Origin of the sequence: Segatella salivae F0493 (genome assembly GCF_000477535.1) — a bacterium.
Classification (GTDB): Bacteria; Bacteroidota; Bacteroidia; order Bacteroidales; family Bacteroidaceae; genus Prevotella; species Prevotella salivae.
Genome location: NZ_AWGW01000026.1, coordinates 57270 through 82407, shown reverse-complemented (window position 1 = coordinate 82407; position 25138 = coordinate 57270). Strand labels below are relative to the sequence as shown.

Annotated in this window: 19 protein-coding genes and 2 tRNA genes; 5 read left to right on the top strand and 16 right to left on the bottom strand. The window is 41.0% G+C overall.

Annotated elements, in window-relative coordinates:
• Positions 1–165: 165 nt before the first annotated feature.
• From folD to HMPREF9145_RS09210, 7 genes are all read right to left on the bottom strand, one after another.
• Positions 166–1044 (bottom strand): bifunctional methylenetetrahydrofolate dehydrogenase/methenyltetrahydrofolate cyclohydrolase FolD, encoded by an 879-nt coding sequence (folD, locus tag HMPREF9145_RS09240; protein WP_007133325.1) that lies wholly within the window; start codon positions 1042–1044, stop codon positions 166–168.
• A gap of 24 nt (positions 1045–1068) precedes the next feature.
• Positions 1069–2418 carry a signal recognition particle protein gene (gene ffh, locus HMPREF9145_RS09235; protein ID WP_021826105.1) on the bottom strand — a complete coding sequence of 450 codons (1350 nt, stop codon included), beginning with the start codon at positions 2416–2418 and terminating at the stop codon, positions 1069–1071.
• A 185-nt stretch (positions 2419–2603) separates the two neighbouring features.
• The gene (locus HMPREF9145_RS09230; RefSeq protein WP_021826057.1) at positions 2604–3545 is read right to left on the bottom strand and encodes an endonuclease/exonuclease/phosphatase family protein; all 942 of its coding nucleotides are present in this window, start codon (positions 3543–3545) and stop codon (positions 2604–2606) included.
• Positions 3546–3556: 11 nt separating this feature from the next.
• A complete protein-coding gene (locus HMPREF9145_RS09225) occupies positions 3557–4342 on the bottom strand; it encodes a prephenate dehydrogenase/arogenate dehydrogenase family protein (RefSeq protein ID WP_021826051.1) in 786 nt (261 codons plus the stop codon).
• Positions 4343–4344: 2 nt separating this feature from the next.
• A complete protein-coding gene (locus tag HMPREF9145_RS09220) occupies positions 4345–5412 on the bottom strand; it encodes a bifunctional 3-deoxy-7-phosphoheptulonate synthase/chorismate mutase type II (protein ID WP_007133321.1) in 1068 nt (355 codons plus the stop codon).
• Positions 5413–5544: 132 nt separating this feature from the next.
• Positions 5545–6711, bottom strand: coding sequence for a pyridoxal phosphate-dependent aminotransferase (locus HMPREF9145_RS09215; protein ID WP_021826112.1), 1167 nt, complete (start codon positions 6709–6711; stop codon positions 5545–5547).
• A complete protein-coding gene (locus HMPREF9145_RS09210) occupies positions 6686–7528 on the bottom strand; it encodes a prephenate dehydratase (RefSeq protein WP_021826096.1) in 843 nt (280 codons plus the stop codon). Before HMPREF9145_RS09210 ends, HMPREF9145_RS09215 begins: the two co-directional genes overlap by 26 nt.
• 699 nt (positions 7529–8227) lie before the next feature.
• Here HMPREF9145_RS09210 and HMPREF9145_RS09205 point away from each other — a divergent pair.
• Together HMPREF9145_RS09205 and HMPREF9145_RS09200 are read left to right on the top strand one after the other, a co-directional pair.
• On the top strand, positions 8228–9259 hold the full coding sequence (locus tag HMPREF9145_RS09205) for a DUF7833 domain-containing protein (protein WP_316928788.1): 1032 nt from the start codon (positions 8228–8230) through the stop codon (positions 9257–9259).
• Positions 9260–9522: 263 nt separating this feature from the next.
• Positions 9523–10725 (top strand): hypothetical protein, encoded by a 1203-nt coding sequence (locus HMPREF9145_RS09200; RefSeq protein ID WP_036907237.1) that lies wholly within the window; start codon positions 9523–9525, stop codon positions 10723–10725.
• Between the two features lie 144 nt (positions 10726–10869).
• Here HMPREF9145_RS09200 and HMPREF9145_RS09195 read toward each other — a convergent pair whose 3' ends face one another.
• The 6 genes from HMPREF9145_RS09195 to HMPREF9145_RS09170 form a co-directional block, all read right to left on the bottom strand.
• Positions 10870–11469 (bottom strand): porin family protein, encoded by a 600-nt coding sequence (locus tag HMPREF9145_RS09195; RefSeq protein WP_021826124.1) that lies wholly within the window; start codon positions 11467–11469, stop codon positions 10870–10872.
• A 574-nt stretch (positions 11470–12043) separates the two neighbouring features.
• The gene (locus HMPREF9145_RS09190; RefSeq protein ID WP_021826122.1) at positions 12044–13135 is read right to left on the bottom strand and encodes a UDP-N-acetyl glucosamine 2-epimerase; all 1092 of its coding nucleotides are present in this window, start codon (positions 13133–13135) and stop codon (positions 12044–12046) included.
• Positions 13136–13203: 68 nt separating this feature from the next.
• Positions 13204–14154 carry an SPFH domain-containing protein gene (locus HMPREF9145_RS09185; RefSeq protein ID WP_021826091.1) on the bottom strand — a complete coding sequence of 317 codons (951 nt, stop codon included), beginning with the start codon at positions 14152–14154 and terminating at the stop codon, positions 13204–13206.
• Between the two features lie 29 nt (positions 14155–14183).
• Positions 14184–14630 (bottom strand): NfeD family protein, encoded by a 447-nt coding sequence (locus HMPREF9145_RS09180; RefSeq protein ID WP_036907233.1) that lies wholly within the window; start codon positions 14628–14630, stop codon positions 14184–14186.
• Positions 14631–14750: 120 nt separating this feature from the next.
• The gene (locus tag HMPREF9145_RS09175) at positions 14751–15638 is read right to left on the bottom strand and encodes a M48 family metallopeptidase (RefSeq protein ID WP_036907230.1); all 888 of its coding nucleotides are present in this window, start codon (positions 15636–15638) and stop codon (positions 14751–14753) included.
• 352 nt (positions 15639–15990) lie between these two features.
• Positions 15991–18693, bottom strand: a complete 2703-nt coding sequence (locus HMPREF9145_RS09170; protein ID WP_021826042.1) for a two-component regulator propeller domain-containing protein — start codon at positions 18691–18693, stop codon at positions 15991–15993.
• A 370-nt stretch (positions 18694–19063) separates the two neighbouring features.
• Here HMPREF9145_RS09170 and HMPREF9145_RS13525 point away from each other — a divergent pair, with 370 nt between their 5' ends.
• Together HMPREF9145_RS13525 and HMPREF9145_RS09165 are read left to right on the top strand one after the other, a co-directional pair.
• Entirely contained in the window at positions 19064–19219 is a 156-nt protein-coding gene (locus HMPREF9145_RS13525; RefSeq protein WP_021826068.1) for a hypothetical protein, read from the top strand.
• A 21-nt stretch (positions 19220–19240) separates the two neighbouring features.
• Positions 19241–20026 (top strand): acetylxylan esterase, encoded by a 786-nt coding sequence (locus HMPREF9145_RS09165; protein ID WP_262502510.1) that lies wholly within the window; start codon positions 19241–19243, stop codon positions 20024–20026.
• A 134-nt stretch (positions 20027–20160) separates the two neighbouring features.
• On the opposite strand, the gene HMPREF9145_RS09160 is transcribed toward HMPREF9145_RS09165, so the two are convergent.
• From HMPREF9145_RS09160 to htpG, 3 genes are all read right to left on the bottom strand, one after another.
• Positions 20161–20234: transfer RNA gene (locus HMPREF9145_RS09160), tRNA-Arg, on the bottom strand.
• A gap of 24 nt (positions 20235–20258) precedes the next feature.
• Positions 20259–20332, bottom strand: a tRNA-Arg gene (locus tag HMPREF9145_RS09155).
• 278 nt (positions 20333–20610) lie between these two features.
• Positions 20611–22665: a molecular chaperone HtpG gene (htpG, locus tag HMPREF9145_RS09150; RefSeq protein WP_021826093.1), complete on the bottom strand. Its 2055-nt coding sequence runs from the start codon at positions 22663–22665 to the stop codon at positions 20611–20613.
• 218 nt (positions 22666–22883) lie between these two features.
• On the opposite strand from htpG, the gene HMPREF9145_RS09145 reads away from it, so the two are divergent.
• Complete coding sequence (locus tag HMPREF9145_RS09145; protein WP_021826110.1) at positions 22884–24830, top strand: KUP/HAK/KT family potassium transporter; 1947 nt, start codon at positions 22884–22886, stop codon at positions 24828–24830.
• The last annotated feature ends 308 nt before the right edge of the window (positions 24831–25138 follow it).

The window sequence follows — 25138 nt, the reverse complement described above, 5'->3', positions numbered from 1 at the left end:
GTGCCATTTTAGCTCATCTTCTGCGTCAATTCACAGCATCGTTACTTTCATTTTACTTTACCTGTTGTAGTAAAAAACGGGACTGACTCGCATCACTGCGTACCAGTCCCTATAAAAAAATTAGAGAGTTATAAAAAAATCAAGTTACTACTTATGTTAATAAGTCTACTTATAATATTCTTTTTTGCCTGCCGCCAACGTATTTTTCATTAGCGAACAGATTGTCATTGGGCCAACACCACCAGGAACTGGCGTGATAAATGCACATTTGGGTGCGACCTCATCAAACTTTACATCGCCGTTCAAACGAAAGCCACTCTTACGTGTTTTGTCTTCAACGCGCGTAGTACCCACGTCAATTACGACTGCACCTTGCTTCACCATATCGGCTGTAACGAAGTTAGGTTGTCCGATAGCTGCAATGATTATATCGGCTTCACGACATTCTTTCTTCAAGTCTTTTGAATGACTATGGCAGACGGTTACTGTCGCATCACCATATTGTTTCTGCATCATCAGCTGCGCCATAGGCTTTCCTACGATGTTACTTCGACCGAGAATAACACACTTCTTACCACTGGTTTCAATGTTATAGTGACTGAGAAGCGTCCATATTCCCAACGGAGTGGCAGAGATGAAACAGGGCAAACCAATGCACATTCTGCCTACATTGATGGGGTGAAATCCATCTACATCCTTACGGAAATCAATAGACATGATGACCTTTTGCTCGTCAATATGCCGGGGTAAAGGCAACTGAACGATAAATCCATCGACGTCTTTGTCTTTATTAAGTCGGTCTACACAAGCCAGCAACTCAGCCTCAGTAACATCCGCTTCATAGCGAATGAGCGTGGACTTGAAGCCACATTGCTCGCAAGCGATAACCTTATTGCGCACATAAGTCTCTGAACCACCGTCATGACCCACTAACACTGCCACCAAATGAGGCTGTTTTCCACCAGCTGAAACGATATTCTTTACCTCTTCAGCGATTTCAGCTTTGATTGCTGTTGCAGTTGCTTTACCGTCAATAATCTGCATGGTAGTGAATCAATTCGTCAGACTTTAGAACTTAGGCATACCCGGCATTTTCATACCTTTCATGCGACTCATCATGCTTGCCATTTGATTTCCCGTAACCATTTTCATCATTTTACGCGTCTGGTCAAACTGCTTGATGAGCTTATTCACCTCTTGTATATTCGTTCCTGAACCTTTTGCGATGCGTTGTCTGCGGCTCGTGTTGAGTATTTCAGGATTAGTGCGCTCCTTAGGTGTCATACTTTTGATGATGGCTTCAATGCCTTTGAACGCATTATCATCGATATCAACGTCCTTAATGGCTTTACCTACGCCCGGAATCATACTTGCTAAGTCTTTAAGATTGCCCATTTTCTTAATCTGTTCAATCTGACCGAGGAAGTCGTTGAAATCAAATTTATTCTTTTGTATCTTCTTTTGGAGTCGTCTTGCCTCTTCTTCGTCGAACTGTTCTTGCGCGCGTTCAACGAGTGAAACGATATCACCCATGCCGAGAATTCGGTCAGCCATGCGCACAGGATGAAACGCATCAATCGCTTCCATCTTCTCTCCTGTGCCGACAAACTTAATGGGTTTCGTGACAACCGTACGTATTGAAAGTGCTGCTCCGCCTCGAGTGTCGCCATCAAGTTTGGTCAAAACAACACCATCGAAGTCGAGTCTGTCGTTAAATTCCTTTGCCGTGTTCACAGCATCTTGGCCAGTCATGGAGTCAACCACAAAGAGAGTTTCGTCTGGATGGAGTGCATTTTTGAGATTAGCAATCTCATTCATCATCTCTTCATCAACCGCAAGACGACCAGCAGTGTCGACAATCACAACATCATATCCCTTTGCTTTGGCCTCACGCACAGCGTTGTTAGCAATCGCAATGACATCTTTGCTCTCAGGTTCTGAGTATACTGGAACACCAATCTGCTCGCCAACGACTTTTAATTGCTGAATAGCAGCAGGACGATAAACGTCACAAGCCACCAACAAAGGTTTCTTATTGCGTTTGTTCTTAAGCAGGTTTGCGAGCTTACCACTAAAAGTTGTCTTTCCCGAACCTTGCAAACCACTCATTAGAATAATGGCAGGATGGCCTTCAAGTTGGATGTCAACAGTGTCTCCTCCCATTAAATCGGCCAACTCATCATGCACAATCTTCACCATCAACTGACCCGGCTTAACTGCTGTAAGCACGTTCATGCCCATGGCTTTCTGCTTTACTGTGTCTGTAAAACTCTTGGCAACTTTGAAATTAACGTCTGCATCGAGCAGGGCTCTACGTACATCTTTCAACGTCTCTGCAACGTTAATCTCGGTGATTTGACCTTCACCTTTCAATATTTTGAATGATCGTTCTAACCTATCACTTAAGTTTTCAAACATAAATTAAAGTCTTTTTTTTATAATTCTCTCATTAAAAATGAGGTCTTCTTAGTGAGAATGAAAGTCAACTCATTTTAGACAATGCAAAAATAAATAATATATAGGAGAAACACTACTATCTAAACATGAATTTATAAATAATTAAGAAAAAAATGATTCAACATGTTAAAATGTGCCCAATACATCTAAAAATCGAATAGTGCAACTAAGGGTAAATGATCACTAAATCCATTTTGATAACATGCGCCATGAAAATTTCTCAATGGTTGGACTCCACCATAGATTTCATCTTCAGTTAAGAGGAATGGAAAGTCAGCCACATAACAACGCTGAAAGAAAGGAATCAACGGGTCACTACAAAAGATATGGTCCAAACTTCCCCATTCTCCACGATATTTATACGTACCTTTTGCGCCATGATTCCCAACAGCCGATGCAGAAACATCTAAAAAATCATGATGCATAACATACTGAATACTAACATCTTTTTGATAGTCATTAAAGTCTCCCGCAATAACAATCTTAGCATTGTTTGAATGATTTCTCACGGAATCAATAGCCTCAACCAATCGCTTTGCAACTGCCATTCGGTGATCACGAGTGGCTAATTCGCCGCCCATTCGACTTGGCGCATGCACCACAAACACATGAAGTGTGTCATCGTTTATTAGTTGTCCTGCCGCATAGAGTATATCTCGGGTTGGTCGCATGCCTTTAATCGGAGCCACACGGATGCTATTCCAGCGCAACAACTTAAATGTAAAAGGTGAATAAAGCAAGGCAACATCAATACCACGCACGTCAGGTGACTCGGTCATCACATACTCATAACGTGCCTGACGAAGTAGGGATCGTTTAGTAAGATCACGTACCACACTGTCATTTTCGACTTCACACAGTGCAACAAGATCAGGTAAAAGCCATTTGTTTTCATGATTACCACAAGCTATTATGGATTGACCAACGTGGTTAAGTTTATTCCAATAGCGACTTTTATTCCAGTGATGATAACTCTCTGGCAAGTATTCCATGTCTTGTTTCAGGCTATCATGTTGTGTGTCGAAAAGGTTTTCGCAGTTCAATTCAACGAAAGTGAAGACCCCAAGTAACAGATACAACCAGTGCATAAGCGTTATTTCTAAGAGATATCTTCCTTTACATGTCGGCGAATCCGTGCGAGAAAGTCTTTCATTGCATCAGCATCTTTGTGGTCAATGATGTCAATGAGTTCTTTCAAAGCCTCTCTAATCTTAGCCACTTGCCCACTCGTGAACGGATTGAAGAGGATTTCTTGCAACAGATAATCATCCTCATTCAACACTCCTTTGGCTATTTTCATGTGCCGTTTGAATGTTGTTCCCGGCGCATCTTGATGCTTCATGACCGCGGCGAAGGCGAAAGTAGAGACAAACGGAATGCTCAATGAATAAGCAACTGTTTCATCATGTTCCTGAAAAGAATACTCATAGATATTCAATCCCAGTCGTTGATAGAGGTCCTTAAAGAAGATTCGTCCCATATAATCCCCTTCATTGATGATAATTGCATTCTCTTCGTTCAGCTGATGTAGGTTGGCAAACGTCGGTCCAAACATGGGATGAGTGCTCACATAAGGTCGATTGCAGGTCTCATAAAAAGCCTTTAAGCCCGTCTTTACACTTGCTATATCACTCAAAATGCAATCTTTCGGCAAATAAGGGAGCACTTCTTGAAATGCAGGAAGCGTGTATTTAACCGTCACAGCATTAATAACTAACTCGGGAGAAAACTGCTTTATCTCTTCAAGTTCGGTGAATCTTTGGCAGTTATACGTAAAGCGCATGCGCCTAATATCCTTCTCATAGACGGCTACTTCGTGTTCAAAGCTGAGCAAATCGATAAAGAAACTCCCCATCTTTCCTGCTCCCATCACTAATATTTTCATGGCTATTGATTTATGATTTCCATCTGTTGACGAACACTTTCTTCGTGAATATGCTCGAAGATTTGAGCCGCAAACTCCGGACTCATGCCACAAAGACTCGCCTGAGCACCACGCTTTGACAGTATCTCATTATATCGGTTGGTCTGCAGAATCGTCATATTATGTTCCTTCTTATAAGTTCCAATCTCTCGGCAAATGCGCATTCTCCTGGCCAAAAGTTCCATCAATTGGCTGTCAATATCATCGATTTGCGTTCTCAATTGGCGTATACCTTCGTTCGTTGTATGCTCATCTCGCACAATCAATAAACTCAATATATAATCCAAAATATCTGGAGCCACCTGCTGTTTGGCATCACTCCAAGCCTCATCGGGCGAACAATGGCTCTCAACTATCAATCCATCGAAGCCTAAATCCATTGCTTGCTGACACAAGGGTGCTATCAAATCGCGTCGTCCTCCAATATGACTGGGGTCGCAAATCAAGGGTAACTCGGGAATGCGTCGATGCAATTCTATCGGTATTTGCCACATGGGCTGATTGCGATAAATCTTCTTTTCGCAGCTCGAAAAGCCTCGATGAATTGCGCCCAAGCGTTTAATGCCCGCTTGATTCAGTCGTTGTAGTGCACCTATCCACAACTCAATATCGGGGTTTACGGGGTTTTTCACCAACACAGGAATATCAATTCCTTGCAAACAATCAGCCAAAGCCTGCATTGCAAAGGGGTTAGCGGTCGTGCGAGCCCCTACCCATAACACATCAATTTCATATTTCAAGGCCAATGCTACATGTTCAGGCGTGGCCACTTCTGTGGCTGTGAGCATGCCCGTTTGCGCTTTAACTTCTTTCATCCAAGGCAGAGCCATCTCACCATTTCCTTCAAATCCTCCGGGTTTTGTACGTGGTTTCCATATTCCTGCACGAAAGATGTGGCAACCTTTAGCAGCCAGTTGTTTTGCGGTGGTTAGCACTTGTTCTTCTGTTTCAGCTGAACACGGACCGGCAATCACGCAGGAAGGCCGCTCACTATCACTCGGTAAGTTTAATGCTTGTAATTCAAGTTCCATATCGTTTATATTTTTTTATGCTATATTGTTTGCTTAATTATTGTCTGTTTTACTTGCAACGAAGCAAGTGTTACAATGAAAATCTCTACACGTTCAATAAAGTTCAAACTCCCCAACCATGGAGACAGCGTGCTAAAATGAAACACTTGTGATTCTTTCTAAGGCTTCATTCAATAGTGTTTCGTTTGCACAAAGACTTAAACGCACATAGCGTTTGCCTCGCTCTCCAAAGATAAAACCGGGCGTTATAAAGACTTTGGCCTGATGAAGTATGGCTTCCGTGAAGTCTTCTACATCCGAATAACGCTCTGGTATGCGCCCCCAAAGAAACAAACCAACTTGCCGTGGGTCGAAAGAACAACCCAAAGCAGCCATTATTTTCTCGGCAATCTTTCTTCTGCGAAGATACACATTTACATTGAATTCGCGATGCCATGCGTCGTCATTTGTGTTAAAAGCTTCAGCCGCTGCCAACTGCAAACCGCGAAATGTGCCACTATCAATGTTGCTTTTAATCTTTAATATCCAACTGATAAACGTTGGATTGGCCACACACATACCGACACGCCAGCCCGGCATATTATAGGCTTTACTCATCGAATTGAACTCAATGCAACAATCACGCGCCCCTTCTACCTGGATAATTGACCTCTTTTCATCTGTATTAAGAATGAAAGAATAAGGGTTATCATTAACAATAATAATGTCGTTTTCTTTGCCAAAGGCCACCAACCGCTCAAAGGTCTCACGATGGGCATTCCCTCCTGTGGGCATATTGGGATAGTTCACCCACATTAACTTGACGCCCGTGAGGTCCATTTTCTCAAGCAAGTCAAAGTCGGGTTGCCAGTCGTTGTCTTCACGAAGAGGATAGTTCACAATCTCTGCACCAAGAATTTTGCTCAGACTTGTATAGGTGGGATAGCCTGGATCGGGCACTAAGACCTTGTCTCCTGGGTCTACAAAGGCTAAGGTTGTATGCAAAATACCTTCCTTACTGCCTATCAAGGGCAGGATTTCTGTTTGTGCATCCAACGCAACTCCATACCAACGGCGATAAAAACCAGCCATAGCTGCGCGTAGTTCTGGCGTGCCAACAGTTGGTTGATAGCCATGAGCATCGGGCTCACGCGACACTTCACACAACTTATCTATAGTCTGTTTAGAAGGTGGAAGGTCGGGACTTCCAATTGCAAGACTAATAATTTGTTCCCCGGCAGCATTGCGTTTAGCGATTTCTTTCAGCTTTCTGCTGAAGTAATATTCCTGTATCTCAGTGACTCTTTTTGCAGCTTTCATATTCTCCAAGTATTTTAATGTTCTTTACAAGCGGTGTAATGGCGTCTATACTCTGGCGATATCGCGTTGGGTTTGCAAACGCAACATCGACATAGAACATATATTCCCACTCGCGACCAATAATCGGAAGTGACTGAATCTTAGTGAGATTGATGTCATAAAAGCTAAGAATGGTGAGTATCTTACTAAGGCTTCCTTCTTCATCAGGCAGGCTAAACACAAGACTGGCCTTGTCAATTTGTATATCCGACAACATGGAAGGGGCTTGCAAACTATGACTCAACACAAGAAAACGCGTATAGTTGTGCTTGTTGTCGTGTATGTCTTCTTGCAACACTTTCAGCCCATATAGCTGCGCTGCATAGTCAGAACAGATGGCAGCCCAACCGTGTTTGTCATGTAAAGCAATCTCTTCTGCACTGCCAGCTGTATCTTCTGACACGACTGCTTTGAATTCGGAATGTAGGTCAAGAAACTTGCGGCATTGTGCCAAGGCAACGGGGTGAGAATGTACTTCATGGATACTGTTCCAGTCGTCAGCAGCGAGGCAGCAGATGGAATGCTTGATATGAAGTTTATGTTCGCCCACAACAACAACCCCACTCGACCGCAACAACTCATAATTATGAAGTAACGAACCTGCAATGGTATTCTCGATGGCAACCAATCCCATGACAGTTGCGTCTTGTTGAATTGCTTCGAACACCTGCTCAAACGTTTTACAACAAATCAATTCTATGGGTTCTCCTTCAAAAAACTGATGCGCTGCAATGTCATGAAATGAGCCTTTCGTGCCTTGTATTGCTATTTTCTTCATAGGTTAAAAATGAAAAACGGCCCTCACTCTATCAAGCGGGACCGTAGTGTATTTTGTTTTATTCTTTACTCAAACCTTAAGTTGAAATTCATACGCAACTTCCCGCTTCACAATTCTTTGCAAAGTAAAAATAATAATAAAAGAAAGATGCATATAAACTCATATCTTGTTTTTCTGATGTACAGTCACATTATATAACTGTTTCTTTTGCAAAAGTAAAGTTTTCATTTCATTCCACCAAACAATATGATAGTTTTCTTTCATAAAAAATAAAGATTTGAAAGATTACCTCACTTCAAATGTCAAACACACATCATTCTCTCGGGCCTCTCTATATGTTTGCACCATACTTTAATTTGACCCATTTCGTCGTCTGTTTTGATTCTATTCAGCTTGCAAAATGATAGGAATCAGAGGCTAAAAACTTTTATTTCATTTTCTCGTTATTTTTCTTCCAAAAAACTTGCAAAAGGGGGTCATAATTTTGTATCTTTGTAACTGATATCTAAAATCATTCCGAAAGCACACGCTCTGGATGTTTTAAGGGTAACAATAAGATTTGCTTTTGTTCAGCAATACCAACTAACTGTGTCTCAACATGAGTCATAGCAGGGGATTGTTGGATAAAAAGAGATACACATTATTAATATAAGGATAACATTATTTCAGCTAATAAAAATACCATTAAATCTTATGGATATGGAAAAAACAATTAAAATGACGGGCAACAAGACAGCTCGCAACAGGCACAACACTGGCAGTTCACAACTTCATTTGCGTCTTGAACTTTCGTTTCTAAACTCATATGACATGGCAATGCTAAAAGAAAAATATAGTATTGCCGGCTGGGGCGTTGCCATTTACATGATGAAATTTCTGTTAGAACGACGCACTAACTGTCGTGCTCCGCTCTATGCTATCTCTGAAATTGCCCATGGTTGTCACAAAAGTCCTAAGTTTGTATTGCAACTGATCAATGACTTCCCTTCATTGTTCCAAATTGAAAGCAACAAAAAGGTATTTTATAGTCCGTTTTTACAGCAACTTTTTGGCGAATGTTCAGCAAGGAATGAAGAGACAAACGATAGTTTAGAAAAATTAACAAATAGGCATATTGATAATCAATCACTTAGCCTTCCTAAGAACAAAGAACTAAAACAAGAACAAAGAACGACGAAAGAGAAAAAGAGAAAGCCCTCCCCCAACCCCTCACAAGGAGGGGAGTTCGACGCCGACGAAGGTTGTTTGATGAAGAATTCCGATGCTGACGCAACTTTGAAGCATGAGGAAGTAGCTCGTAATGTAGTGGCTATGAGTCAGACTTCCCCAACAGAAGGGGCCACCAAACAGCACGAAGCAGGCGTTAGTCGTGAGCTATTGGCAAAACTCTATCAAGATAACGACTACATGATGTGCCTCGAACGCATTGGGAATCTGGCTGTGCGCACAAACTGTATTGTGCGGCGCAACCTGCTCTTTTGGTTCTATCACTACTGCCAGTCGCATGGGAAACTGGTCAGAGAGGAGGCTGATGCCAAGGACTATCTATCCAATTTGATGCGTCCCGGCAGTAATACGCGTGCCCAATTTATGGCTTATCAAAACAAGATTTATGCTATTGAATGGGAGAAGAAACATGCTTCTGGACAAGAAAATAATGGTAAGACGAACGTCATAAACCCTGCAAATGGCTATCCACAAAGTCCGTTTGCAACCCTTTCGTATAGCTAAGTCAGACAACTTTGAAAGAGGTTGTGCTGCCACATGCTGCACTTTATTGGCTGATTCAGCCCGTAAAGTGATGAACCTCACGTGGATAAGCACAATGAAAAGAAAGAAAATACCTCACAAAAAAGATTGGATAAAAGAAAGAGATATTGTATCTTTGCCTATAATCTATTCATCCTTGTGCCACAAACATTGTGCTTTGTGCCTCGAAAGTCAAGGATATGATTTGACAAAAAAATGATTGTTGAAAACAAAAAAGACTGAACATGAGAAAACTACTGATGCTGATGATGACACTCATTGTGGTAATCTCGTTTATACATTGTACGGCTAAACCCAAGGATAAGGCTGAAACTATGGCACAACAACCAGCGACCTTGCCCACAAAATATGATAGTGTGCTGACAAAGGAGCAGTTAAAGGACATGGGGATTGATTGGAACACGCTCAAAAAACACCTGACTTTGCAAGACAGAGCCTGGTATGGTGGAGACTTTAGAGACGACCAATCCAAGCCAAGATATGTGCCTACACGCGAAGATTTCGACCTAACAATTCCGTTGGTTGAATACTATTTGCAGACACATGGCTACCAAAAGCCTTCTGAAGAAGTGTTTCTTAGGCAGATACAACAGGTTTATGGCAAGAAAATTAGCCTTCAATCGCGCGCATATCAGCCTTTATGGAGTGACAACGACTATGATTTTGCGTCAAATTATTTTGCATTATGTTCATCGAGAATCATCACTTTCAACTGGCTTCTCAATGATATGGTGTCGATAAAAGGCAATAAGGTCGTCTTGGATCCATGCTTTTTCAAACAGATTTTGGCGCTAAACAACTTTGTTTTCTATGAAAAGGCGACGGCTTTCAACTACCTTAAACACATGAATGCCAACAGCTTTAGCAACAATTATGGGGGAATTGGCGACATTTATGGGGGACAAGAGATGCTGCATGACCTCTTTTATAAGGATAATTATTATGGGAATGCCATACTCAATCAATGGGTTTTCAAATCAAATGAAGAGTCTGAGCTCGGCTTTTTCCAAAGAATCTTCGTAAAGTCTGCCACCAACAAGCTCGTGGTTCATTTGCCTTTAATTGAAACGATCGAAAGAAACACAACAGGAAATGACCATGATTATTATGATCATCATTTCGCTTTGTATGTGATGGAGTTGCTAAGAGATAATAAAAATAATGTTTATCACTTCAACCTTGAACAGAAAGCACGAATCTTTTGCTATTTTGCGAACTCGGAATATAGGATTCGTAACCGATATAAAGACTTCATGATGCCCGATGATCCCGATGCAAGCTGGGACCAAACTGCCTGGACTTCGGTGATGATGGAGGATTGTAAGGAGATTTATAACACTGCACGTGCCAATAATTTCTATGGCATTTGCAAACCCAATATGCTGAAAGAAATGGCTGAGAAATGGGGAGTGAGGGAGTATAATTAAAGAAATGAGGACGGAAAATGAAAAAGAAGAGCAAAGAATAAAGCCACTCTACCTGCCTGGTTGAATACAAACAGACGCACAGCGAAAGCCACGTCGCCTGTTTTATTGCTTGATTCTTTCCTCTTCTTTATGTTGTATAACTGCTTAGAAACTAAAGTTTACCGTTGCAGCGACATCGTTTAAACGCTTTGAATCATTTATTCTTGGATACTTCTTCAACATATTGCAGAAGCCGATGTGAGCCTGAACACCAAAGCGCCAATGCTTTCCTGTTTGATAATAAACACCGGGCTGGATACCAAAGTCAAAGTTTTTATACATCTTTTTGTCGTTTAACTCATCCTGAGGATTGGCATCTGTATAATAAGTACTATTCGAAGTAAGGAATGAAAAGACTGGACCAAGCTCGGCAACAAAGCCTTTTTCACCACGCGCATGCTGGTGATATTGCAACAAAACGGGTACATCAATAAAAGAACAATCATCAGATCCTATGCCATCGACATCGCCTTTGAAAGGATCATCGAATACAGTTCTATAAGAAACCCCAGGCATAACCGACCAGTTTTCAGACAGATAATAATTCAATCCATAGCCAATTCGGAAAGAATAATGTACATTGTTCTCCGCCAAACTGGCCACTCCTACGCCTAAATTGAAGTTATGTTCAATCTTATGTTCCTGTGCATGGCTCACAAAAACAAGGCATAAAGCCAACATTGTGGTAATAAATTTGCGGTTCATAAATATAAATAAAGATTTAATTAAACTATTTCCTTCTATGCATGCAAATTTAATCAAACAACGATTTGCAACCAAATATTCAATGTTCTTTTTTTAATCGATATGTAAAAAAAACAAATTACACAAAAATCTATAACATTTTACAAGCTAATGTTAAACTAATCAAAAGCCAAAACGCTTTATTCACAATCTTCTATACACAGTAAACGCTGCATGCTGCCTAAGCATACAGCGCCTAAGGGGATAAAGCCCGACGGCTTCTTAAAAATTATTTCCTGAATAAACCTCCTTAACAACTATAACCTATCGAATCTAAATTGAAGTTTTATTAATGCGAATCTTAATTATTACACTAAATAGAGACGTTTCGCTTCTTGCCTTTCGACGCCTCGAATACATTCCTATTAAGATGAGATTCACTCGTCTTTATTATCAACAGAATCACTTTCTATCTGACACAAAAATAGAGAAAGCAAAACAAAAAAGCAAGCATTGGTACAAAGTTTAACATTGTTGGCGAACACATATCAATGCTTAACAACTATAATTTGACAAAGTTCACCAAGCAATGTAACTAACAAAGTATCTGCAATATACGCTCTGCACTTCGTCCATCCCATCGATCGGGAATACCAGCTGCCTTCCATCGTCCGGCAATCATATCCGAAACATAAGTGCGAAGCTGTTCAGGATCCTCACCAACCAAGACATTTGTGCCCACTTTTACCGTCTCGATATGTTCTGTATAGCTGTTTAGCGTGATACAAGGAACTTGATTAAACGTTGCTTCTTCAGCCACATTACCGCTATCAGTGATGATTCCTGCCGCGTGAGCAGTAATATATCCAAAGTCAAGATAACTCTGAGGAGGAACCAAAGTGATGACAGATGGGTAACTTGTTTCAGCCAAAATCTCTTTCACAATGGCTGCAGCCTTCCCGCGAAGTGGAGCAATAATGGGGAAGGTTGCATCCTTTAGTCCACCTATAATAGCCCTAATCAGCTCTGAAAGATGGGCTTTATTTTCAATTAAAGCCTTGCGATTGAGCGTGAAAACAAGGTATCTATGGTCATCAAGTCCAAGCTTATCAAGGATAGCGGGACGCTTAAGACGACCATGATTGTAGCGAAGATTGTCGATAAGGATATTCCCTACCATGTAAACCTTACTCAATTCAGCCCCTTCTTTATTAGCAATGTTGTTGTTACTAATTCCAGCTGTGAAGAGAATATCACTCAAACCATCAATAACAAGGCGGTTAATCTCCTTCGGCATACTAATGTCAAAGCTTCTCGTTCCAGCCGCAATATGAGCTAATTTGATTCCTTGTTTCTTAGCAACTATGGCTGCTGCCATCGTACTTGCAAGGTCATCAACGACAATTACAACGTCCGTTGGGTGCTGCTGTAAATACAATTCAAACTTCGACATGACTTGACCTGTGAGTTCATTCAGGTTCTCACAGTCAACCCCTAAATACATATCAGGCCGACTTATCTCTAAATCATTGAAGAGAGATGGCTCAAGTGAAGGGTCGTCTTCAGTCCCGGTGTAAATCAACTGATAGTTAACTCCACCGAAATGTTTATTGTTTCTTATAGCGCGTATAATCGGAGCAACCTTCATTAAGTTAGGGCGTGCACCGCAAACGATAGCAATATTCATAGTTAAGTGTTTTAATACAAAAGTAAGAAAATATCACGAGACCATGAAACAAAAGTCAAATTAATTTCTTATTCGCCTTTGAAAAGTTCTTTAATTCCACCAATACTTCCCATAAGATTCGACGCTTCATAAGGCAAGAACACCGTCTTGTTCTTATCACCTTGGGCTAACTCCTGCATCATTTGAATGTACTTCTGCGCAAGTAGATAGTTGGCAGGGTTCGTACTCTTACCAACGGCCTCTGTAATCTTAGCGATTGCGATAGCTTCTGCCTCAGCTTTGCGAATACGTGCAGTCGCTTCACCCTCTGCATTGAGAATAAATTGCTGCTTGGCAGCCTCTGCTTTGTTGATGATGGCCGCCTTATCACCTTCACTTTGCAAGATTTGCGCCTGCTTATCACCCTCACTTGTCAAGATGGTGGCACGCTTATTGCGCTCGGCTTGCATTTGTTTCTCCATGGCTTGAAGCACACTTTGTGGAGGAGTTATATCCTGAAGTTCGACACGATTGACTTTAATTCCCCATTTGTTTGTGGCATCATCCAACACGCCGCGAAGCTTTGTATTGATAACATCACGGCTTGTCAGTGTCTGATCCAATTCCATTTCGCCAATGATATTACGCAAAGTGGTTTGTGTTAACTTCTCAATTGCGTTCGGAAGATTATTAATTTCATAGACAGCCTTAAAGGGATCAACAATCTGGAAATAGAGTAAAGCGTTGATTTGCATTTGAATGTTGTCCTTGGTAATTACATTCTGGCGTGCAAAATCATACACCTGCTCACGCAAATCAATGGTATTAGTATAGACATAACGCCCATTGTGCAACGCCACAATAGTCTTTGTGCGGTCTACAAAGGGGATAATCAGGTTAATACCAGGTTTAAGTGTGGCAAAATACTTACCCAAACGCTCCACAATACGAGTCTCACTTTGTGGAATAATAACTACAGTCATCTTGATAAAAATAATGGCTAATACTACAAATACAGCCAATGCATAATAAATTCCCATACGTTTAATTTTATGTTATTCGTTAAAGATTAAATTAATTTCACTGTGACAATGATTGAATCACGGCCAATAATTTCTACCTTATTGCCTTTTTTAATTTCTTGTGGGACCTGACTGACTGCCTTCCACTCGTCACCATCCACTTTCACATAACCGCTTCCACCTGCCGGAATGGCTTCAATGACGATTCCAATCCTACCAATCAATGCGTCGGCATTACTGAGACGGTTTTCACCGTAGGCGTGAAAACGATGCAAAATCTTGGGACGTATGAGCCAAATACTTAGGACTGAGCAGACAGCGCCTATCAAAATCTGGGCCCAGAAAGGCAAAAAGAACGAAGAGCCCAAAGAAAACAGAGCACCAATAGCCAAACAAGTGATGAAGAAATCACCCGAACTCAATTCCAAAATAAGGCAACTAAAAATGATGATTGCCCAGAAAATCCATAAGTTACTTACGATATAATCTATCATGGCTATGATTATTTAAAGATGAAACACTATATAAATTACTATCTAAAAAGGGGACTTCTGTTGTCAAATCCCTACGCTCTCCTCCCCGATGAGGAAAGAGAGAGCCGGAATTCCCTATATTTATCTTCTTCGTTTACTGGTTTTCTTCTTGCCAGCACTAACTTTCATTGTCGGAACTGACTTCGAAGCATAACCTGAAGCCTCATAATACTTCATAGCAGTTGGCATCCATTGCTGAATAGCAGCTATACGTTTGGCATCACTTGGGTGGTCACTGAACATGTCATTACTATTATTACTGCCACTCTGTGCAGCCATTCTTTGCCAGAAAGGCACTGCCTCACGTGGGTCATATCCAGCCATTGCCGCAAAGATTAGACCAATATGATCGGCTTCTGTCTCGTTATCTCGGCTATAACGTAGATTGGCAAAACTGAATCCTTGCTGTGCAACCGCACCGGCTAAATCGCCTACTGACTGGCCCGCTATAGCCCCAAGAATCTGACTTCCGATTTGAGTTCCATAGCTTTGGCGTATCTTTTTCGACATCTGTTCAGCGCTATGCTTTGCTACAGCGTGTGCAATCTCGTGACCAAGTACGATAGCCAACGAGGCTTCATCTTGCGTTACAGGCAACAAACCCTCATAAACCACAATCTTACCCCCTGGCATACAGAACGCATTTACATTCTTATCGGCCACAAGATTGAACTCCCATGCGAAGTTCTTAATCTCATCTGCAGCACCATTATTACGCAAATAAGCCTCTACCGCAGTAGCCAATCGACGGCCAACACGCTTTACCATAGCCGTGTTTGCAGCGTTTGTAGACAGCGTTGCGCTTCTCATATACTTGCTATATTCCTCTTTACTAAGACTCAACACTTGTGCATCACTCACCAACAGCGAATGTTTTCGACCTGTCACAGGCACAGTTTGTGTCGTTCCACATGCTGCCATGACCAACGAAACAGCCAAGATGAGCAGCATACTACTTACTTTCTTCATATCCTTTTCAATCTCTAATTTAACAATTATATTGTTGCAAATATAATCTAAAAAGTGAGAATAACAAAGAAAAAACATTATTTTTCAGTATGTTTTGCATTCTCTCATGTCTTCATCCCCCTCCACCGGTTTGCAAAATGAATGTAATCAGGCGATGAAATGGGCTGGATGACACCGCCAAATGGCCCTTTTCACGAGACGAAATGCACCACTTTTCTTTCCTCTATAAATTAAGGTGAGAAATAAGGCATAAGTTTCAACGAACCTCTTTATTATCAGCCATTTAGCAACAGGATTCTTCACTTATCAAAACACGACGCATTCGGATAAACAAAGCCCCATGGAAACTCGCTTAAACATGGTCCTTCTTATATTGAGAAGGCAAACAACCATATTGCTCTTTGAAGAACTTAGAGAACTGCTTTGGCGACAATCCCGTCTTATAAGCAATCTCTGCAACCGACATCTCTCCCTGTTGCAGCAACCGAAGCCCATGTTGCAATCGAATGGTCCGCATGAATTCAAGCGGAGCCTGCCCCGTTTCACTCATCAACTTCTTATAAAGTGCACTGCGACTAAGGTTCATCTCCTCACTGAAACGCTCCACACTAAACGCTGCATCAGCCAAATGTGCCTCTACAATCGCTGTTGCCTGGGCTATCAAACGATTGTCGCCTTCAGACAATGGCATTTCATCCGGCATCAAATGGGTAGTAAGCGCAGAAGAATCTGGCACAGATGGCTTTTCAAGTTGTTTTTGATAGGAAATAAAAAGCTTTGATGTCAACCACCCCACAAGGCCACAAAAGACAACATATAAGCAGATTGCCCACCACGAAAGCCAAAGAGGAGATTTGACATCAAACTGTAAAGTGGTCATGATGTCTTCGTTTCCGTCAAGCACCTTCACTTGCAAGGTGTAATGACCAAAGGGCAACTGGCCTAAGTTGATACAATTATCATTGGCCGTAACCCATTCATCTTCAAGCTTATATGCAAATTTTAGTGGAGCAGCATGCACATAATCTAAAGTAGAAACAAACAATTCTATCTCGTCATTATGTTCAAAAGTCAACGCCTTTAACTGATTTCCACCGAAAGGAATCATCTTACCATTCACCCGTAATTCGGTGAAAAATAACTTCCGGCTCGTCATTCTATCTTCCAAAGCAGCAGGAGTCAGACGAAGATATCTTCCACATCCGCCTGCAAGAATATCCCCTTTGTCCGTACAATAAATGGCTTTCTTGCAGAAAGTGATGTGCTCAAAGCCGTCAGCATCAATGAATTTTCGGAAATGAAAGCGATAGTCCTTGTTGCTATTTCTATCTACTCGCACATTGAAAAGCGCATCACTGGTGGTTAACCACACTTGCCCTTGATGGTCACATGTGATGGCCAACACATTGTTCATGTCATCTTGCGCGCCAAAAACTTTCAAAAGATTGAAATGTTTGTCGTAGATTCGCACTTCATCATTCATACAAACCCACCTCAGCCCCCTTGAATCAATACACAACGCATTGATAGAAGCTGTCTTCAACGCCTCTAATGGCACCGCTTGAAGATGTTTTTTAGCGTTTAACGTATATAGCCCTGTGCTTGTAGATATAAGCAAAAGGTCTTCTTTTTCGCTATATACCATATCAGTAATAGCATTGGTTCGGAGTACCGAATTTGTGAAAGTATAGTTCTTAAACCCTCCCTTCATGGGGAGTTCACATAGTCCATTCATCGTGCTTCCTATCCAAAAATTACCTTCTTTGTCTTGAATGACTCGCCGTGCATAGGCCAGCTGACTATATTTTTGCCATACCGGAGTGATTGTTCCCCGTTCATCCATGCGCAAGATACCTCCACCATAGGTTCCAATATACATGCTTTTATCTTGTGCCAAACGGCCTCCTATGACCAAATCAGAGGTCAAAGAAGAATTGTTTTTTGTGAAATGCGCCCCCGTATCGGCACAAAACAGGCCATTACCATCATAACCTATCCAAAGTTTTCCATACGAATCCTGACAAAAGAAGCCTATATCCTCTTTATAAGGTGTATTGAAAACTGTCATCCCTGCATGATTAACGGGGGCGAAAGATGCACCTAATTTAGACGTACCCACCCATGCTATGTTCTCATTATCAATATAGATGGCGCTCACATGATTGCTTGCCAACGAATAGGAAGAGAGGTCATTATGAACAATTCTATTTGATGTGCCGTCTTCATCTCTTACGATTATGCCATCACTATTCGTGCCTATCCACAGGTTTCCCTGCTGATCTTCATCCATAGACATAACATTTTCATCACTCATTTTCTTGACTTCAGCATGAGAAGACAGCTTTGTTTCGCGCAAACAAAAGAGGCCCGGCACATACTTATCATATAACCACAGGTTGTGTTTGCTATCTTGAAACATGTTCAAATCCTTTATTTGACGACTTAAAGGATATGAACCCATGAAATAAATACTATTTTGTCGGGGATTCACCCGATAGACTTTCCCTTGATTTGTCAATACAAAAGCAACGCCATCCCTACAAGAAACCGAGATAATCTTCTCTTTTATAGGCATCGAAAAGAGGCGATGATCATCAAAAACATAATAGTAAAGTACACCTGTTGAAGTACACCACAGATTGCGATCTGCGTCAACAAACACAGCACCCTGGCTGCGAACACCTAAACGCGCCAGTCTTTTTGCAGCATCATTACAAATGCCATCGCTCTCCTTATCATAGCAAAACAGCTGCCCATCAAGCGTTGTTATCCATAAGGTTTGACGTTTATCTTGAGCAATTCTGAGTATATTGTTGTTGAGCTTTCCATCTTTTTGCACAATATTATAATTGCGAATGCGGAACCCATCATAGCGAGAAAGGCCATTGAGTGTGCCCAACCATACGAAACCCTGACTATCTTTTACAATAGATCGCACATAGTTGTCACTCAATCCCATTCGAAGGTCTATGCTCCGAAAGCTGTATTGTGCACTCACAGGAGTCACTATAACAACAATAATGGAAAGAAGAAATAAACGAAATGTCTTATTCATGCCTTTGATTAAAATCACTTAATGTAACAAAGTTGCAAACAAGTAAGTTTCATTTGTTTGTGTTTATGCTATGAAATACTTGTGTATGTTCTGCATACAAAGATAAGAAAAAGAGTCAAATCAGCCTCCCTTTTGAGTAATTTTTATTCCCAAATGTGTATTTCGCCATAAAGGAAAACTTCAAAATCAATCGAAGAACACACTATAATGAAGTTATACTATCTTTGAATCGCAAAGAAATACCAGCTATCAGACGTATACAACGGACGTAACTCTTGCTGCTGGTGAAACCAAGCATGTCGACTTACCATTCAAAAACCTTCGAGAGCCGGGATTTTATAAGCTCATTGCGAATGTAAATAACAACGATGTGTGCTCCTATAATATTGGTTTTGACCCACAAAATGTACCCATTAAAGCTACAACTCCTAATGATTTTTGGACCTATTGGGAAGAAGGATTAAAAGAATTGGCCTCAACCAAAGCCGAATTCAAGATGGAAGAACTGAAAGATGAATGCAGATGACAACCAAAATACTATGAGTTCATCCTCTCAACTCGCGGTCAAATGCTCAACTATCGCGAGCCAAACCTAACCGATAATGTGTATGGTCGTGACAAAACTACAGGTAAAACAGACTACTATTCCTATGGCTGGGGCGATAAAGAAAAGCATTATTATCGAGGAGCATACCTTGATTGTGTCAGAGCTATCGACTTTGTGAAGAGCCAAACAAAAGTAGATCAAAAGAACATCTATGCTACAGGAGGAAGTCAAGGAGGCTGCTTCACCTATGTTGCAGAAGGATTAACGCGTGCATTCAAAGCCATTGCACCCTCTATAACAGGGCATGCTGACTTTGAAGAAGGCATGAAAATAGTGAATTGGCCACGTGCAAACTTCTTGGCAGCCAAGGCAAAATTGGGAATGAACGATGACGAAATGAATCGCTTTAATGCTTATTTCGATGTGATGAACTTTTCTGCTCATATCACCTGTCCCGTCATTACATGCTTCAGTCTGCAAGACACCACAGACCCAACACGCACAAACCTCGCACCATTCAACTTGTTATCTCAGGTTAAAAGCGAGGATAAGGTTTATATTATCAATCCATTTTTAGGCCATGCTACACCCGCAGAATGGAACAAAAGATACTTAGCCTTCTTCGAAAAATACTATTCTGAGAAAGATCCTACTGGCATTAGGCCTATCAATTTTTATGCTTATACCAATAAACAAACGATTATCTATGATCTCATGGGCAGAAAAACACTTCACCCTGGCAAAGGAATCTATATTGTAAATGGAAAGAAAATTTTAGTCAAATAAAACGTAATCTGAGGCTCAATCAATGAAGTTACAGGCTAACGCTATTGATTGAGTCTCACCTTCTCTTTTGAAAAGAGAGAGAAAAGAACACAAACAATAAAAGAGAAGCTCTGAATTGAACTTCTCTTTTATTGTGACTTCGCTGGGATTCAAACCCGGAACCTTCTGATCCGTAGTCAGATGCTCTATTCAGTTGAGCTACGAAGCCATCCGTTTAGGATGCAATGAAAAGTGACTTCGCTGGGATTCAAACCCGGAACCTTCTGATCCGTAGTCAGATGCTCTATTCAGTTGAGCTACGAAGCCATTTCCTTAATTGCGTGTGCAAAGGTAATACTTTTTATTAAATAACCGAAAACAAAGCCCTAATAAATATTACAATTAACGTTTATTAATTGTTTTCATACCATTATTGATAGCGATATACAGATAATATGCAATAATAAGAGCGCAAGGAGAAATGGGAAGCATGAGCAAAGAAAAAGCCCATTGCAAAATGAAATGATTCATTCTGCAATGAGCTTTGACTGATTTTATCGTCTGTTTCCTATGGAATTACCACACGAAATGACTGCTTTTCCATCTTATTTAATCATGTCTACCGAGCGTTTTAGGAACTCGTCGAGCGCCTTTCCCTTAAGCATTCCGTTTTGAAGGAGGGCAAGGTCTATAAGCTGATGAACGACATTATTGCCTTTTGCATAAGCCTCAATCACCTCAGTTTGCTTATTCTTCTGCTCATCAACAGCCTTTTCGGTATTCTGCAGGTCGTCTTTCTCTTCCTGAGTCAACTCTTCTGGCTTCTTCTTATCCTGGCTCTGACGAAGTGCTGCAAGGCGTGCTTGCTGGCCTTTCAGCTCACTTAATATAGGTTTCAAAGCCTCTGCTGTGTTATTATTGCAGTCATTAAGCACCTGTTTTACAAGCACATGATCACTATTTAACACTAAAGTGAAGCTATCAGGCATCTGTTGATAGAAGCTCATTCCAGGCTGAAACTGACTCATTTGCTTCATACGGCGCATATATTCATTTTGAGTAATGACAACAGGTTGATTGTTTTCACCTAATGATTGAACTTCAACATTGAACTCAACTTTATCGAGTTTTGGCATTTGTGAACGGAAAACCTGACTCAAATTATCGCTATCTTCCGATGAGATGTCAGTCTGTTTCTGGTCTGATTTCACTATAAGTCTGTCAACAATATCGGCATCTACGCGTGTGAAACGAGACTTTTCAAACTTCTGTTCAAGCATGCTTACCAATGGAGTATCAAGCTGTCCATCAAGCAACAACACGTTATAGCCTTTATTCTTTGCAGCCTCTATGTAGGTGTATTGCTCCTCAACATTGTTTGCATAGAGATAAACCAAATAACCATCCTTGTCAGTTTGCTCATCCTTGATAAGCGTTTTGTATTCTTCAAACGTGAAATGTTTCCCATCAACATCCTTGAACAACGCGAAATCCTTTGCGCGATCATAGAAGTCTTCCTGTGAAAGCATACCATAGTTGATAAAGAGTTTCAAGTTGTCCCACTTCTCTTCATAAGCCTTTCTGTCTTCTTTGAAGATACTTTGCAAGCGATCTGCCACCTTCTTTGTTATGTAAGTAGAGATCTTTTTCACGTTTGCATCGCTCTGCAAATAGCTGCGACTAACGTTCAATGGGATATCCGGTGAATCAATAACTCCATATAACAACGTCAAGAATTCAGGCACAATGCCCTCTACATGGTCTGTAACGAACACCTGATTGCAATAGAGTTGAATCTTATTTCGTTGCAAATCAATGTTATTTTTGATACGTGGGAAGTAGAGAATACCCGTGAGATTAAACGGATAATCCACATTCAAATGAATCCAAAATAAAGGTTCATCCTGCATAGGATAAAGCTCTTGATAGAACTTTTTATAGTCTTCGTCTTTCAATGTTGACGGAGCTTTCGTCCAAAGTGGTTCGATATCATTGATAACATTGTCTTTATCTGTGTCGACCATCTTGCCATCTTTCCACTCTTGTTTCTTGCCAAAGACGATTGGAACGGCCATAAACTTGCAATACTTATTAAGCAGTTCCTCAATCTTCTGCTTGTTCAAGAACTCTTTGCAGTCATCACTGATGTGAAGAACAATATCACTTCCGCGGCTCTCTTTGTCTACTTCAGTTATCTCATAGGCTGGAGTTCCATCACAAGTCCACTTGAATCCTTTACTTCCTTCCTTGTAAGAACGCGTTATTATGTCAACACGATCGCTCACCATGAAGCTCGAATAGAAACCTAATCCGAAATGACCAATAATGGCGTTAGCATTATCTTTATATTTATCTAAGAAGTCACTAACTCCTGAAAAGGCTATTTGATTGATGTATTTCTCAATCTCTTCTTCGGTCATACCAATACCATTATCGCTGATAGTGATAGTCTTTGCCTCTTCATCAAGCTTGACATTCACCTTCAAATCACCGAGTTCGCCTTTAAACTCGCCTTTATCTGCAAGGGTCTTTAACTTCTGAATAGCATCTACACCATTACTAACCATCTCGCGTAAGAAGATCTCATGGTCTGAATAAAGAAACTTTTTGATGACGGGGAAGATGTTTTCTGTGGTAACCCCGATATTTCCTTTCTGCATAATATATAATGTTTTAATTTTCTGTTCACGACAAATACAAACACCGTGCCAACTGACAGGCTGGCACATATTGCCCTATCCACCACTCCATTTATGTCAGTTTTATTCATGTTTTCAATGAGAACACAATGCATCTTATTAGCCTTTTTTAAACTTTCAAGAGGATATTATTTTATATATTCTATTAATTTTGCACTCAATTAATAAAATATTTAAAGATGAATTCAGGATTATCTACGCACAAAAAGCTTACCGCTATGGGGCTGCTCATTGCAATCGGAATTGTATTTGGTGACATTGGAACGTCCCCACTCTATGTCATGCGCACCATATTGCGGGCTAATCCTCACTTCGATGCTAACTATATCTTGGGTGCAGTGTCGTGTATTATCTGGACGTTAACACTTCAAACGACGTTGAAATACGTGATTGTAGCCCTCAGAGCCGATAATAAAGGTGAGGGAGGTGTACTTGCGCTCTTCACCTTAATCCGCAAACGAGGCTACCATTGGCTATTTATTGTGGCCATACTTGGGGCAAGTACGTTGATTGCTGATGGGGTTATTACGCCTGCAATCACTGTAACCTCAGCAATAGAAGGACTACATGGGCTATCAACGGATATTCCTATTGTGCCTATTGTGCTGTTTATCATCTCAACAGTATTCTTTATTCAACGCTTTGGAACGGGCTCTATTGGCACCTATTTTGGGCCATTCATGTTGGTTTGGTTCTTACTTTTGGGAATATTGGGTATGATTCACGTTGTGGATTACCCCTATATCATCAAAGCATTCAACCCATATTATGCCATAAAACTACTGGCTTCAAGCCCCGAATGGTTCTTAATTCTCGGTGCGGTGTTCCTTTGTACAACAGGAGCCGAGGCACTTTACTCTGATCTTGGGCACTGCGGACGACGCAATATCACGATAAGTTGGATCTTCGTTAAAGTCATACTCATCCTCAACTACATGGGACAAGGCGCATATATTGTTAGTCATTCTGCATCCATGCACATGGGAATCAATCCTTTTTACGCCATCATGCCCAACTGGTTACTCATCCCTGGTATCATCATGGCTACCGGAGCAGCTATCATTGCCAGTCAAGCGCTCATCAGTGGATGCTTTACTATCTTCAGCGAAGCAGTCCATTTAAACTTCTGGCCGACGATGAAGTTCAAGTATCCTTCAATAGATAAGGGGCAAATCTATATCCCACGAATTAATAATCTGCTTTATATTCTGTGCATCATCACCGTACTTCTCTTCCAAACTTCAGCCCACATGGAAGCGGCTTACGGGCTATCCATCACCATAACCATGCTCACAACAACGGTTATGTTGGCTGTATATTTGAAACAACGCTTCACACCGCATTGGCTCGTTATTGCCTTCTTGCTGGTCTATCTCCTTATAGAAGGCTTCTTCTTCCTTGCTAATCTCACAAAGTTTGCACATGGAGGTTGGTTCACAATCATGTTGGCTCTCATCGCAGGTAGCACGATGTATATCTGGTATCGCGCATGGAACATTCGACGGAAATACTTGAAATTCAAGAGACTTTCAGACTATTATGACATCATTCGCGACCTAAAGGCAGACGAAACCATACCTAAATATGCCACAAATCTTGTCTATATACGGCAGTCTGACAGCGATGATATGGTAGAAGACAAGCTCATTTATTCTATCATCAACAAGCAACCTAAGCGCGCCGACCATTATTTCTTAGTGCATTTCAGCAATGATGATGCGCCCGATACACTGAATTATACGTGTCACGAGCTGATAGAACAAACACTATATGCCATCAACATACGCGTAGGTTATCGTGTAAACCCATTGATGACGCTATATCTTCGTCAGATTGTTGAAGACCTTATTGCGCAACATCGCTTTGATATTCGAAGCTGCTATCCCTCACTTCGCAAGCACAATATAGCCGGAGATTTCCGCTTTATCGTTCTACATCGCATCTATTATGCATCAACTGTCGTGAGCGCTTCAGACAATTTCATGCTACATCTCTTTGGCTTCATCCGCCACATCGGTATCGACGACGAGCAAGCCTTAGGCTTAGACACGAGTAATGTCACCGTAGAGCGAGTGCCATTTGTCATCAACAATAAATACAAGCAACGCATCACACGATGTGAATAAACACAGGGTGTGAGCGTCATCATGCCAGACCATCGGCCTTACGCATTTCAATGATTCTCTCTTATTTTAGAGGCTATCAATCAGCAAGCTGAATATCGCGATTTCAAAGCGTTATTTTCACCAAACAAAATCAATCATTTTGCAGCATAATATGAATGAAAACATCGCGCAAAATGATTGATATTAAAGTGCAATTCAATAGGAACGAGAAGATTTACAAATCTTTATCTCAAAAGCGTAGTGCCCAAAAGACAGAAGAAAAAGATTGATAGTCGCACAAAGTTCACATGATAAGCCAACAATAATTC